The 13,538-nt window shown below is 71.5% G+C and carries 10 protein-coding genes; 5 read left to right on the top strand and 5 right to left on the bottom strand.

The window, feature by feature from the left end; genetic code table 11:
- The first annotated feature begins 157 nt into the window (after positions 1-157).
- A complete protein-coding gene (locus O1G22_RS37650) occupies positions 158-1,804 on the top strand; it encodes an alpha/beta hydrolase (protein WP_270085402.1) in 1,647 nt (548 codons plus the stop codon).
- Positions 1,805-1,880: 76 nt separating this feature from the next.
- Entirely contained in the window at positions 1,881-2,369 is a 489-nt protein-coding gene (locus O1G22_RS37645; protein ID WP_270085401.1) for a DUF4232 domain-containing protein, read from the top strand.
- Here the strand turns inward: O1G22_RS37645 and asnB are convergent.
- Both asnB and O1G22_RS37635 read right to left on the bottom strand, forming a co-directional pair.
- On the bottom strand, positions 2,362-4,203 hold the full coding sequence (asnB, locus tag O1G22_RS37640) for an asparagine synthase (glutamine-hydrolyzing) (protein WP_270085400.1): 1,842 nt from the start codon (positions 4,201-4,203) through the stop codon (positions 2,362-2,364). The genes O1G22_RS37645 and asnB overlap by 8 nt on opposite strands.
- A gap of 281 nt (positions 4,204-4,484) precedes the next feature.
- Positions 4,485-5,285, bottom strand: a complete 801-nt coding sequence (locus tag O1G22_RS37635) for an alpha/beta fold hydrolase (RefSeq protein WP_270085399.1) — start codon at positions 5,283-5,285, stop codon at positions 4,485-4,487.
- A 158-nt stretch (positions 5,286-5,443) separates the two neighbouring features.
- Between O1G22_RS37635 and O1G22_RS37630 the strand changes: the two genes are divergently transcribed.
- Positions 5,444-6,538 carry a baeRF3 domain-containing protein gene (locus O1G22_RS37630; RefSeq protein WP_270085398.1) on the top strand — a complete coding sequence of 365 codons (1,095 nt, stop codon included), beginning with the start codon at positions 5,444-5,446 and terminating at the stop codon, positions 6,536-6,538.
- 67 nt (positions 6,539-6,605) lie between these two features.
- On the top strand, positions 6,606-7,640 hold the full coding sequence (locus tag O1G22_RS37625) for a Gfo/Idh/MocA family protein (RefSeq protein WP_270085397.1): 1,035 nt from the start codon (positions 6,606-6,608) through the stop codon (positions 7,638-7,640).
- On the opposite strand, the gene O1G22_RS37620 is transcribed toward O1G22_RS37625, so the two are convergent.
- Together O1G22_RS37620 and O1G22_RS37615 are read right to left on the bottom strand one after the other, a co-directional pair.
- Complete coding sequence (locus O1G22_RS37620; RefSeq protein WP_270085396.1) at positions 7,630-9,657, bottom strand: phosphocholine-specific phospholipase C; 2,028 nt, start codon at positions 9,655-9,657, stop codon at positions 7,630-7,632. The genes O1G22_RS37625 and O1G22_RS37620 overlap by 11 nt on opposite strands.
- A gap of 130 nt (positions 9,658-9,787) precedes the next feature.
- Complete coding sequence (locus tag O1G22_RS37615) at positions 9,788-10,201, bottom strand: SsgA family sporulation/cell division regulator (RefSeq protein WP_270085395.1); 414 nt, start codon at positions 10,199-10,201, stop codon at positions 9,788-9,790.
- Between the two features lie 346 nt (positions 10,202-10,547).
- Between O1G22_RS37615 and O1G22_RS37610 the strand changes: the two genes are divergently transcribed.
- Positions 10,548-11,987 carry a PP2C family protein-serine/threonine phosphatase gene (locus O1G22_RS37610; RefSeq protein WP_270085394.1) on the top strand — a complete coding sequence of 480 codons (1,440 nt, stop codon included), beginning with the start codon at positions 10,548-10,550 and terminating at the stop codon, positions 11,985-11,987.
- Between the two features lie 53 nt (positions 11,988-12,040).
- Here the strand turns inward: O1G22_RS37610 and O1G22_RS37605 are convergent, their stop codons facing one another.
- The gene (locus O1G22_RS37605) at positions 12,041-13,534 is read right to left on the bottom strand and encodes a DNA-binding protein NsdB (protein ID WP_270085393.1); all 1,494 of its coding nucleotides are present in this window, start codon (positions 13,532-13,534) and stop codon (positions 12,041-12,043) included.
- Positions 13,535-13,538: the final 4 nt, after the last annotated feature.

Here is a 13,538-nt window from a genome sequence, read left to right as displayed (position 1 = left end):
AAAGCGGATCAATGATCATCAACAAGTGACAGAAGGGGCGGATCATACGACACCCTGCGCCGCCTCGCTCGTCCGGAGGCGGCCGCTCCGGGGCCCGCTTATGGTGATCCGAGGGCGCCGTCCCCCGGTCCGCGACAGGCGTCCCGGGAGGCGATCGATGCTGGTCAAGCTGTCCCCACGGCCCGCCGTGCGGCGCTGCGCGGGCGCCGGAGCCCTCACCCTGGCGCTGCTCGGCGCCGGGCTGCCCGCGGCCGACCGGCCGCCGCAACCCGACCTGTCCCGGTTCTACCGGCAGAAGCCGACCTGGACGGGCTGCAAGGGTCCGGACATGCCGAAGGACCTGCAGTGCGCCAAGGTCACCGTCCCGCTCGACTACGCCCGCCCCCGCGCCGGCACTCTCGACATAGCCCTGGCCCGCTACCGGGCGACAGGGACGTCACAGGGCTCGGTGCTGCTGAACTTCGGCGGTCCCGGCGGTCCGGGGGTCAGTGAACTCGCCTCCGACGGCCGGAAGTTCATGGACCTGACCAACGGCTACGACGTGGTGACCTTCGATCCGCGCGGCGTCGGCCGTTCCTCCCCCGTCAGCTGCGGCGAGGGCGGCGACGACGCCTCCGGCACGACGGACGACCACACCGACCTCGGCCATCCGCAGGCACTGCTGCGGCAGTTGAAGCGGACCGCCGAGGAGTGCGCCCGGTACTCCGGCCCGGTGCTGGCCCACATCGGCACCGTGGACGCCTCCCGCGACCTGGACGTCATCCGCCAGGCGCTCGGCGACAAGAAGCTCAACTACCTGGGCTTCTCCTACGGAACCCGGCTCGGCGCGGTGTACGCGGCGCAGTTCCCGCACAAGGTCGGCCGTTTCGCCCTCGACGGCGTGGACACCCTGACCGAACCGCTCGCCGAGCAGGGGGTGGCCGGGGCCGAGGGGCAGCAGACCGCGCTGGACGATTTCCTGGACTGGTGCACGACGGACATCGCGTGTCCGTTCGGACGGGACCGGCGGGCGGCCGGGGACCAGGTCGTACGGCTGGTGAACTGGCTCGACGAGAAGCCGGTCCCCACCGGCGTCGGCGGCACGTTCTCCGGCCAGGACCTGGTGGGAGCCATCGGACAGGCCCTCTACAGCAAGCAGTTGTGGCCCTCGCTGGAGCGGGCGCTGGCCTCGCTGGTCCAGGACGGCGACACCCGGGGCGTGCTGGACTTCGCGGCCGGGGGCACCAGCCTGCCGGTCCGTTCGGGCACGGCAACGGCAACGGCAACGGCAACGTCGTACGCCGGGATCCGTACGGACGGCGGGCTGGTCGAGCCGCAGGACGTCCCGGCCGACAACCTCCTGGCCGCGCTGATGGCGATCAACTGCGCGGACGACCCCGACCGGCCCGGCGCGGCCCGGATCACCGAGAACCTCAAAAACCTGCCGGCCCGGTACGAGCAGGCCTCCCCGGTCTTCGGCCGCTACCGGCTCAGTGAGCTGCTGATGTGCTACGGCCGCCCCAGGGGCACCGACTTCATCCGCGACCGGGTGAAGGCCGTCGACACCGCGAAGATGCTGCTCGTGGGCACGCGCGGCGACCCGGCCACGCCGTACCGGTGGACCGTGGAGACGGCGGCGCGGCTCGGCCCGTCGGCGGTGGTGCTCGACAACAAGGGGGACGGCCACACCGGGTACGACTCCTCGCCATGCGTCCACCGGAAGATCGACGACTTCCTGCTGTACGGCACCCTGCCGCCGAACGGCAGCTCCTGCCCGGCGGACGGGGAAGACTGGAGCGCGACCGCGAACACCGACGACGGATGACAGGTGTACGTGACCGCGACAGGGAGAGACCGCCATACGTATCCGCGCCGCCCTCGCCGTACCCGCCACGGCCGCCGTGACGGCCCTGCTGCCGACCGCGCAGCCGGGTCACGCCGCCACGGCCGACGGGGAGCACGCGCGGACCGTCGGCTGCGCCGAGACGTCGCTGACGCTCCGGGCGAGGGCCGTGCCCGGCCACCCGACGGTGGTGCGCACGAGCGTCACCAACCGCGGCGCCCGCGCCTGCGTGGTCGACCTCGTGCCCACCGTGACGTTCGGGAACCTCGACGGAGCGGCACTGCCGGTGCCGGCGGGCGGCACGGGCACCTACCGGCTCGCGGCGGGCCGGAGCGCCTACGCGGACGTACGGACCATCGCCGACCCGGCGGACCGTCAGGCCCGCCGGACGGACGACCTCACCGTGGCCGCCTCGGCCGCGCAGCGGGGCCGCGCCTTCACCGCCGGCCGGCTCGGCACCGGGAGGCAGGTCCTGGTGTGGGAGCCGGTGACGACGTGCTGGCAGCCCACGGCGGCGGCCGCGGACCGGGCCATCGGTCTCAGCTGAGCTCCACCTCGGGGGAATAGGCGTCCAGCCAGCCCGCGAGGTCCAGGGCGCGCTCCAGCCCGCGCCGCTCCACCTGGGTGCTCACCGGTTCCTCGCGCTCGGCGGCCGCACGGACCCGCTCCCGGTCCACCAGGTCGAACACCGGGTGGGAGGGCCGGGCGAGCAGTTCCTTGACCTGTTCCTGCAGAGCGGCGGCGTACCGCGGGTCCTGGGTGGAGGGGTACGGGCTCTTCACCCGCTCGTACACCGAGCGCGGCAGGACGTCCGCGGCCGCCTCGCGCAGCAGGCTCTTCTCCCGGCCGTCGAAGGACTTCAGAGCCCAGGGGGCGTTGTAGACGTACTCGACCAGCCGGTGGTCGCAGAACGGCACCCGGACCTCCAGGCCCACGGCCATGCTCATCCGGTCCTTGCGGTCGAGCAGGGCGCGCACGAAGCGGGTCAGGTGCAGATGGCTCATGCGCCGCATCCGGTACTCGAAGTCACTCTCGCTGTCGAGCCGTTCGATGCCGGCGACGGCGGTGCGGTAGCCATCGGCTACGTAGCCCTCCAGGTCGAGGGACTTGGTCAGGTCGGCGCGCAGTACGTCGCCGTCCGCGCCGAAGTGCCGGTTGAAACTGGCCAGCCAGGGGAAGGTCTCGGCGCGGCGCGCCTCCTCGTCGAAGAACTGCAGGTAGCCGCCGAAGACTTCGTCGGCGGACTCGCCCGACAGGGCGACGGTGGACTTCTCGCGGATGGCGCGGAAGAGCAGCAGCAGCGAGGAGTCCATGTCACCGAAGCCGGCCGGCAGGTCGCGGGCGCGGATCACCCGCTCGCGCACGGCGGGGTCGGCGAGGGACTGGGCGTCGAGCACGATGTCCTGGTGGTCGGTCCGGGCGAGCTCGGCCACGTCGTGCACGAAGGGCGTGTCGGGGGTGCCGCGCAGGTCGTCGGCGACGAAGTTGTCGGTCCGGCCGACGAAGTCGACGGCGAAACTCCGTACCCGCTCGCCCTGTTCGGCGAGCTGCCGGGAGGCGATCGCGGTCATCGCGGAGGAGTCGAGACCGCCGGAGAGCAAGGTGCAGCGCGGCACGTCGGCGACGAGCTGGCGGCGCACGATGTCGTCGAGGAGGGAGCGCACGGTGGCGATGGTGGTGTCACGGTCGTCGGGGTGCGCGAGGGTCCGCAGCCGCCAGTAGACGCGGGTGCTGATGCCGGAGCGGTCGACGGTGACGACGGTGCCGGGCTCCACCTCGCGCATGCCGTCCCAGATCGCGTGCCCGGGCGTCTTGATCAGCACGAACAGCTCGCGCAGGCCGTCCAGCGTGACCCGGCGGCGGGCCAGCGGGTTGGCGAGAATGGCCTTGGGCTCGGAGCCGAACAGCACGCCGTCGGGGGTGGGGTGGTAGTAGAACGGCTTGATGCCCATGCGGTCGCGAATCATCACGAGCTTGTCGTGCCGGCCGTCCCAGACGGCGAACGCGTACATCCCGTTGAGGCGTTCGGCGACCTCGTCGCCCCATTCGAGGTAGCCGTGCAGCACGACCTCGGTGTCGGAGTCGGTGGTGAACCGGTGGCCGCGGCCTTCGAGTTCGCGGCGCAGCTCGGTGAAGTTGTAGGCCTCCCCGGAGTAGACCATGGCGATGGTTCCCTGGGGGGTCGGCAGGGACATCGGCTGACGGCCGCCGGGAAGGTCGATGATCGCGAGCCGGCGGTGTCCCAGGGCAGCCGGACCCTCGGTCCAGATGCCGCGGTCGTCGGGGCCCCGGCAGGCCATCGTCTCGGTCATCGCATCCAATGTGGTGGCCTCGGCGGTCAGATCACGGTCGAAGGACACCCATCCGGTGATGCCGCACATGCGCTGCCTCCTGCCTCCGGTTCGCTGCCGTTCTCCGCTTTCACCTGTGCGTTCCGTGGTGATCCGGGTTCCGGTCGGCAAACCAGTTGTATTGAGCACCTACAGCTACGAGCGTCCGTCAGTTGCCCGAGGCAGTCAACGTGGGCGTAACACGGACGGCCCCACATCCCCCTTGCTTTCGGCCGCTTTTTGCTCGCGCGAAATCCGGTGGAGGCCGCACCGTCGGGCCGGCGCCACCAGGAACCGGCCAGAGGCAAAAACTTCCCCAAGCGTTACACCGGTCAGTTGTTTTCGGTCAGGAGGGGGCGGGCTTCGGTCAGGAACCGGTCCAGTGCGTCGGTCAGCTCGGCAGGCCTCTCCAGGGGCAGCTCATGGCCCGCGTCAAGGATGCGCACGACCGCGTCCGGCCAGACCCTGGCCATCCGCAGCATCTGCCGCACCGGCAGCTGGACGTCGTGGTAGCCGTGCACCATCAGGGTGGGCGTGCGGATCTCACCGGCCCGGTCGAGGACGTCGAAGGCGCGCATGGCGCCGTAGAGCGTCATGACGACCTCGCGCGGGGTGCCGGCCGAGGCGCGGATGTGCGCGCGGATCTCCTCGCGCGGATGGCCCGGCGCGAAGGCGCGCCGGATGTTGGCCGCCACGAACAGCCTGAACGGCACCAGCGTGGAGGCGGCCATGAGCAGCCCCCGGCCGCGGCTGTACGCCATCCGGGCGATGGAACCGACCAGCACCAGCCGCTCCACCCGCGCGGGGTGGGCGAGGGCGATGGTCTGCGCGATCATCCCGCCCATCGAGTGGCCGACCAGCGCGAACCGCTCGACCTGCAGATGATCGAGCAGGGCGAGCACGTCGTAGGCCAGCTCGGCGATCGTGCGCACGCCGGCCCCGCTGCTCTCCCCGTGCCCGCGCAGGTCCAGCCGGATCACCCGGCGTCTTTCGGAGAAGTGCGCCGTCTGGTGGTCCCAGCGGTGCCGGTTCGCGGTCCAGCCGTGCACGAACACCAGGGGCACCTCCGGCGCATCCCGGGGACCCTCGTCGTCGTACGTCAGGGTCGCTCCGGCGACGTCGAACTGCGGCATGGGGGCCTCCTGAGGGGTGCGGCAGCATGTAGTTACTGGCGGGTACGGTATCCGGCCCCGGGCGGCGCGTCACCGCCTTCCGCCGGGGAACTCCCGGTGGCAGGCGGGTCCGGTTTACCCCGAATGCCGTACGCGTGAATCCGCCCTATCGTGCTGTCATGGAGCACGCACTGAGTCCCGCGACCCTGGCCGAACTGCGGCGCCCGCGTCCCTACCCGGCGGTGTCGGTACTGACCCCGACGCACCGCCGTGAACCGGAGAACGGGCAGGATCCCGTCCGGCTGCGCAATGTCCTCACCGAGGCGCGCAAGCGCCTGGAGGCCGATCCCGCCGTCACCCGTGAACGGCGCAACGACGTCGAGGCCCAGCTCGACCGGGCACTGGCCGAGGTGGACCTGGCCCACGCCGAGGACGGTCTGGTGATCTTCGCCGCGCCGGGCGAGCACCAGGTCTGGTCCCTGGCCCGATCCGTCCCCGAGCGGGTGGTGCTCTCGGACACCTTCCTCACCCGCAACCTGGTCGCCGCACAGGCGGCCGAACGGCCCTTCTGGGTGCTGTCGGTGTCCGCGGACCGCGTCGCCCTGTGGAGCGGCGGCGAGGGCCGTGTCGTGGCGGACGAGTCCGGCGGCTTCCCGCTGGAGCGGCGGCAGCCGAACTTCGACCCCGAACGCCAGGAGCAGATCGGCGACATGCCGAGCGCGTACAGCGACGAGGCCACCCGTCAGTTCCTGCGCGAGGCCGACATCGCCATGGCCGCGCTGCTGCGCGAGCAGCCCCGGCCGCTCTACATCACCGGTGAACAGGCCGCGCTGTCCCTGCTGGAGGAGGCCGGCCAGGTGACCAAGGAAGCCGTCCAGGTCCCGCACGGCGGCCTCGCGCACGCCGGTCCGGAGGCCGTGTGGCAGGCGCTGCGGCCGGTGCTGCAGGACGAGGCCCGCAAGGACACCAGGTCCGTGATCGACGAGCTGACCTCCGCGCGTGGCCACAAGACCTACGCGGCCGGTCTGGACGAGCTGTGGCAGAGCGCCCGCGAGGGCCGGGTCCGGCTGCTCGCCGTCGAGGAGAACTTCCGGGCGACCGTCCGCGACCTCGGCGCGCATCTGGTGCCGGCCGAGCCCGGCGATCTGGACGCCCGCGAGGACATCGTGGACGAGATCGTCGAGCAGTGCCTGCAGACCGGCGCCGACGTCCGCTTCGTGCCCGACGGCACCCTGGGCGACGCCGACGGGATCGCGGGAGTGCTGCGGTACTGAGCCCACTGGCGGCGCTCCCTGCGCGGCGTACGCTACGGCGTGATCGTCGGCGTAGGGGAGCGCACGCATGGGTGACCTGCTGGGTGTGGCGGTACTGGGTGCCGGACACATGGGGGCCGATCACATACGACGACTCGACCAGGTGGTGAGCGGAGCCAGGGTCGTGGCCGTGGCCGACCCGGACGTCGAGCGGGCGAAGGAAGCGGTGGCCGGCCTCACCGGGGTGAGTGTCCGCCCGGACGCGGAGGCCGCGCTCGACGCACCCGGGGTCGCGGCCGTGCTGATCGCCTCTCCCGGCCCGGCCCATGAGGAGGCACTGCTCGCCGCCTTCGCCCGGGGTCTGCCAGTGCTGTGCGAGAAGCCCATGGTGCCGGACTCCACCGGCGCGCTGCGCATCGTGGAGGCCGAGACCAGGGTGGGCCGCCGGCTGGCACAGATCGGCTTCATGCGCCGCTACGACGCCGAGTACCGGCGGCTGAAGTCGCTGCTGGACGGGGGCAGTCTCGGCCGGCCGCTGATGCTGCACTGCACCCACCGCAATGTCTCCTCGCCGCCCGACTTCACCAGCGCGATGCTGGTCAACAGCTCGGTCTCGCACGAGATCGACGCGGCCCGCTGGCTGCTCGGACAAGAACTGACGGCGGTGACCGTGCTGCGGCCCGCACCGTCCTCGGACGCTCCGGCCGGCCTGCTCGATCCGCAGTTCGTGCTGTTCGAGACCGACGGCGGCGCGCTGGTCGACGTCGAGGTCTTCGTCAACTGCGGCTTCGGCTACCAGGTGCGCTGCGAGGCCGTGTGCGAGCGGGGCAGCGCCCGGATCGGCGACGAGCACACCATGGTGGTGACCACCGGCGGCGCCGCCCGCGAGGAGGTGGCGCAGGACTACCTCGTCCGCTTCGCCGCCGCCTACGACCGCGAGGTGCAGGCCTGGGTCGACGCCACCCGGCGCGGCGAGGTCACCGGCGCGAGCGTGTGGGACGGCTACGCGTCCTCGGTCGTCGCCGAGGCGGGGGTCCGGGCGCTGGAGAGCGGCGGCCGGGTGACCGTCGGCCTGGCCCCGCGCCCGGACCTGTACGATCCCCGCGCCGGGGTCAGCCGCTGACGCTCGCGGCGCCCGTCTCCAGGTGCCCGGTGAACCGGCGCGACCAGGTCGCGTCGGAGTCGACGGTCACCGTGAAGTCGTACCAGCCGTTCTGGTACGCGACGGCGTTGAAGAAGTCCTCCGCCGAGCCACCCGCGGCCACGGTGTAGGTCCACGGACCGTCGCTGCGGTAGTGGTGGGAGGTGATCGTGAACTTCACCGGCGACGCACCGGAGTTGGCCATCCTGAAGTAGATCGCGAGCTTGCCCGTGCCCGGCTCGACCGCGTAACGGCTGCTCACCTCCGCCGACTTGCCCGCCTTGGTGGCGTCGCCCTGGAAGCGGCGCAGGAAGCGGTTGGGGCCGACCATGGTCAGGTCGTACCTGCCGCCGCCGAAGCCCGTGCCGATGTTGAAGGAGTCCGACGCGGTGCCGCCCGCGCCCACCGTGTACTGGTACGGCGTGGTGTCCCGGTAGGCGTTGGGGTGGATGGAGAAGTGGGCCGCGCGGGTGGCCGGGCCGCCCTGGTTCGTCATGGTGAACCAGGCGAGGATCTGGCCGGCCGCGCCGAACTCCAGGTGGTCCAGATAGCCGTTCGGCTGATACGGCAGCGCGCGGGCGGGCCGGGTGCCGGGCTCCTGGGCGGGCAGGGCGTTGTCCGTCGGCACCGGATTGGGCAGCGGGCCACAGGTGTTGATGCCGATGACGCTGGTCGCGGGCAGCGAGACCGCGCCGTGGACCGGGTTGGCGAAGTCGAAGACGCCGGTCAGGTCGCCGCTCACCGTGCGCCGCCAGTCGCTGACGTTGGGGCACGTGGCGGGCGTGCCGAGGGCGGCGGTCCAGGTCTCCAGGAAGCGCAGCACCGAGGTGTGCTCGAAGACCTCCGAGGAGACCCAACCGCCGCGCGTCCAGGGCGAGACGACGATCATCGGGACCCGGAAGCCGAAGCCGTACGGCACCCCGTTGAGGAACTCCCCGGCCGTTCCGGCCGGCGGCACCGGCGGGGGCACGTGGTCGAAGTAGCCGTCGTTCTCGTCGTAGTTGAGGAACAGGACGGTCGAGTCGAAGACGTCCTGGTCGGCAGCGAGGGCCTGGTAGACGAGGCTGACGAAGTGGGCGCCGTCGCCGGGCGGGGCGTACGGGTGCTCGGAGAAGGCCTGGTTGGGGACGATCCAGGAGACCTGCGGGAGGGTCCCCGCGAGGACGTCGGCCTTGATCGCGGCGGCGATGTCGTCCGGGGTCGAGCCGGTCACCTTCGGCACCGAGGACATGCCGCGGTCGTACAGCGGGTCGCCCGCCTTGGCGTTCGCGAAGTTCTTGAAGTAGGCGCAGCCGTTGTCGCCGTAGTTGTCGGCCGCGTTCTGGTAGACCTTCCAGCTCACCCCGGCGGCCTGCAGCGCCTCCGCGTAGGTCTGCCAGGTCAGACCGGACTCGTCGCCGCCGTCGTAAGAGGAGGAGTCGACCTTGCCGCTCCACAGGTAGGTGCGGTTGGGGCCGGTGGCGCTGAGTGTGGAGCAGAAGTAGGCGTCGCAGATCGTGTAGTTGTCGGCGAGCGCGTAGTGGAACGGGATGTCGGAGCGGTCCAGGTAACCGAGCGAGCGGACGTTGCCGACGCCCGCGACCCAGTTGTCCATCCGGCCCTTGTTCCACGCGGAGTGCTGCGAGGACCAGGAGTGGGGCAGGTCGCCGTTGCACTGGGCCAGGGTCTCGCCGTCCGCGCCCGCGGCGGACGGGGTCGCGCTGAGCTTCCACGGGTACTGGCGGCCCAGCCCGTTCGGCTGGTCGAAGACCGGGTACCCGCCGCTCAGGGTGATGCCACTGCGGTCGTCGAAGCCGCGCACACCCTTCAGACGGCCGAAGTAGTGGTCGAAGCTGCGGTTCTCCTGCATCAGGATCACCACGTGCCGGACGTCCTTGATCGTGCCGGTCGCCGTGGCCGGTGCGGCAGCCGCCGTCCGGGAGGTGCCGGCGCCCAGCGCCACCCCCGCCGCGACGGACGCGCCCAGTCCCACGAAGCCTCTGCGGCTGATCGGTGTCATTCGCCCCGTCCTCGTCACTTCGTGTGCCCCTCCGGCACACCGCGCGACAGGGTGCACGGGCGGAACGTCAGGGTCCATACCCGCGTGGTGAGGCGAAGGTGAACAAAAGTCAAAGTCGGCCCCGGGCCGCTCACACCCCGCCGAACAGGGCGCTGAGCCCTCGTTCCACCACCCTGGCCACGTCCTCCTGTCCGGGCGCCACCACCTCGTAGCTGCGCAGCAGGAAGCGGCGCAGGGCGAGGGCGTGGAACTGCAGCAGGGCGAGGCCGTGCGGCGAGTGGAACTCGATGACCGTCCGGGTGCGCCCGTACGGCCAGATCTGCACGTCCCCGTGACCCGCCGGGGCCCGCAGCCCCTGGTCGAGCAGGGAGCGCGCGAACGTCCACGTGACGTCCTCGCCCTCCAGGGCTGCCTCGGCGGGGAAGTCCACGAAGACGGCGAGCGGATCCCCGGTGGTGTAGCGCAGCGTGGCGGACACGGGGATCTCCTGGTCCTCCGCGGTGATGAGCCGGGCGAGCACGGGCTGTTCGACAGTGGTGTCCATGCTTATATGGAGTGCGCGAAGGCCGTTCGCATGCCCCCAAATCCGGTCAGAGTTCGACGGGTACCGGCCGGTCACGGCACGGGCGAACACAGGTGCGTCGAACAGTCGAGTGAGCGCTACACGAAGATCGCCGACGCGGGACAACTCTCGTAGGATTTCTACGACTTGGACCGCCGGGCGCGTACGTCATTCACGCCTCCGGATCACTCCGGGGAGACTCTGGCATATGTCAGAAGCACCACCGTATCGTGTGTTGCCAAATCCCTTACAGGGCGTCGCGGGCTGTGCAAGAGTCGTAACGGTCCCCCGTCCTGCTTGGCCGTATCGTCCCCCATCGGAGTGCGTCATGCCGTCCCCAGTCTCCGCGGGCCGCCCAGCCGCCCAGCCACCCGGACACGGCTCGGTCGAGGCGTTGATCACGCAGGCACGGCGACTCCGGGGCGACGTGGACGCCGTACGGCGGGACACCCAGAGCGACGGCGCGGACCCCGAGGAACGCTGGCAGCGCGCTCTGTACGACCTCGCGCTGCATCAACTGAACGATCTGGACGCCCACTTGGCCCAGCTTCGCGACGGCCCGGACCCGGCGCCCGAGGCCCCGGCCGAGCCCGCCGAGGCGTCCGGACTGCGCACGGCACCGGCCGTGAGCCCGCGCGGCTCGCTGCTCAGCCGGGTCGGCAGCGCGGAGTGGAACCTGCTGACGGACGAGGCGACCTGGTCCGGTGAGCTGTACCAGATCCTCGGCCGCGCCCCGGCCGACCCCGCCCTCACCCTGGACGAGCTGCCCTCGCTGGTCCTGGAAGAGGACCGGCCGCAGCTCACCGCGATGGTCACGGGCTGTCTGGTCGACGGCAGGCCGATCGACGGCGAGTTCCGCATCGTACGGCCGGACGGCTCGGTGCGCACGGTCCACATGATGGGCGAGCCGGTGCTCGGCGCCGACGGCGGCACCTCCTCGATGTGGGCGGTGCTGCGGGACGTCAGTGAACTGCGCCGCAGTCAGCGCACGGTGCGCGAGACCCGTGACTCGCTGCACCGTCAGCGCAGGCAGGAGCAGACCGAGCACCGGATCGCGGCCGAACTGCAGGAAGCCGTGCTGCCGCCCTGGCTCGGCTCCCTGCGGCTCCCGCACCGGGGACCGGGCACCCTGGACCTCGCCGCGCACCATCTGCCGGCGGAGACGAGCACCCTGATCGGCGGTGACTGGTACGACGCGCTGGACCTGCCCGACGGCGAGATGCTGCTCAGCGTCGGCGACCTCACCGGACATGGGGTGGCCGTCGCCTCGGGCATGGCGATGGTGCTCGGCGCCGTACGCGGCATGGCGGTGGCCGGCACCCGGCCCGGTGAACTCCTCGGCCTGCTCAACCGGTTACTGGACACCACCGTGCAGCCCGCCCTGGGCAGCGCCGTCTGCTGCCGCTACCGGCCCGAGACCTGCACCCTGGTCTGGGCCCAGGCAGGACACCCCGCCCCGCTGCTCTACCGCGACGGGACGGGGCGTGTACTGACCGCGCCGGACGGCGTGCTGCTCGGCGCGACCTCGGGCGCCGTCTACGGGCAGGCCGAGGAGACCCTCCAGCCGGGCGACCTGCTGCTGCTGCACACCGACGGGCTGGTACCGGGCCGGATCACCACGGCAGCCGTGGACCGACTGCTCGACCTCGCCCCACGGTTCGACGCGGCGCGCACCGCGCAGGACTGTGTCCGGACAGTGGTCGAGGAGTTCGGCGGAGCCGGGCGCGAGGACGAGGCATGCGTACTCGTCGCCAGGGTCACCGCGTGAACCGGCAGTGATGGCAGGGACGTCGAGCCCACGGACTTCCTGTGCCCGTGGGCTCACGCCTGTGCGCTGTTACCGCCCTTGGCCCTCGGCTTGGGCAGGGCGTTCCTGATCTCCTCCCGCAGTTCGTGGATCTTCGGGTACTCGGCGTACTGGGCGGTGAGCTGGTACATCTGGCGCAGCCGGTCCCAGGTGCGGCGGGAGGAGTTCGAACCCATCGACATCAGGGCCAGCCGGGCGAAGCGGTCGGCCTGTTCCGGGTCGTCGGCGATGAAGCAGGCCGAGGCCATGGACAGATGGTCGAAGATCTTCGAGCGCTCCCGCCCGTCGATGCGCAGGGCGAGCGCCTTCTCCGCGTAGTGCTGGGCGTACGCGGCCGCGGCCGGGTCGAACTCCGCGAGCGTGCGGTAGGCGAGGGCCTGCATGCCGTACAGGTCCTCGTCCTTGAAGGTCTGCATCCAGTCCGGCGTCTCCTCGTTCTGCCGGTCGGAGACGAAGAGGTCCTCCGCCTGGCCGAGGGTGCGGCGCATCGCCTGGCCCTTGCCCATCGACGCCTGCGCCCAGGCCTCGATGGTGTGGAACATCGCCTTCGTGCGCGGCTGCAGGCGGTCGCCGGCGCCGTCCTGGGCGAGCTTCATCAGGTCCAGCGCGTCGTCGGGCCGGCCGAGGTGCACCATCTGCCGGGCCGCCCGGGACAGGGCCTCTCCGGCGCGGGGCCGGTCACCGCCCTCACGGGCGGCGTGGGCGGCGATGACGAAGTACTTCTGCGCCGTGGGCTCCAGGCCCACGTCGTGCGACATCCAGCCCGCGAGGACCGCGAGGTTGGCGGCGACGCCCCACAGGCGGCGCTGGAGATGGGGAGGGTGGTGGTAGGCGAGCATGCCGCCCACCTCGTTGAGCTGGCCCACGACCGCCTTGCGCTGAAGCCCGCCGCCGCGGGCCGCGTCCCAGGCGCGGAACACCTCGACCGAGCGCTCCAGTTCCTCGATCTCCTGCGACCCGATGGGGGCGGCCTCATAGCGGTCGAACCCAGCGGGGTCGGCGTGCAGGGGATCGTCGAGGACGGGGGCGTCGGCCTTCAGGGCCGGGTCGGTGTGCAACCAGTCGTACATGGCGCTGCTGAGTGTGGATCCCGCGGCGAGCGCGGCACCCGCGCCCACCAAGCCGCGTCGGTTGAGCATGAGGTCCATTCCCGTGAATTCGGTGAGGACCGCGGCGGTCCGTTCGGGCGCCCACGGCACGCCGTCGGGATGTTCCTCGATCCCGTCGCCCTGCCGTTTCCCGTTACGCCCGTGCCGCACCAGACCGAGGTCCTCGATGGTCACGACACGGCCGAGACGCTCGGTGAACAGCGCCGCCAGCACCCGCGGCACGGGATCGCGCGGGATCTCTCCCATGTCGATCCACCGCCGCACCCGGGAGGTGTCGGTCGACAACTGGGGGTGGCCCATGGCCGCCGCCTGCTTGTTGACCAGCCTCGCGAGTTCGCCCTTGGACCAGCCGGCCAGGCCGAACAGGTCCGATAGGCGGGTGTTGGGTTGTCCGCTCACGTCA

The sequence above is a fragment of the Streptomyces camelliae genome (assembly GCF_027625935.1).
In the GTDB taxonomy this organism is placed as follows: Bacteria; Actinomycetota; Actinomycetes; order Streptomycetales; family Streptomycetaceae; genus Streptomyces; species Streptomyces camelliae.
The sequence above is the reverse complement of the archived record's forward strand: the minus strand, read 5'-3'. Positions and strand labels throughout refer to the sequence as shown.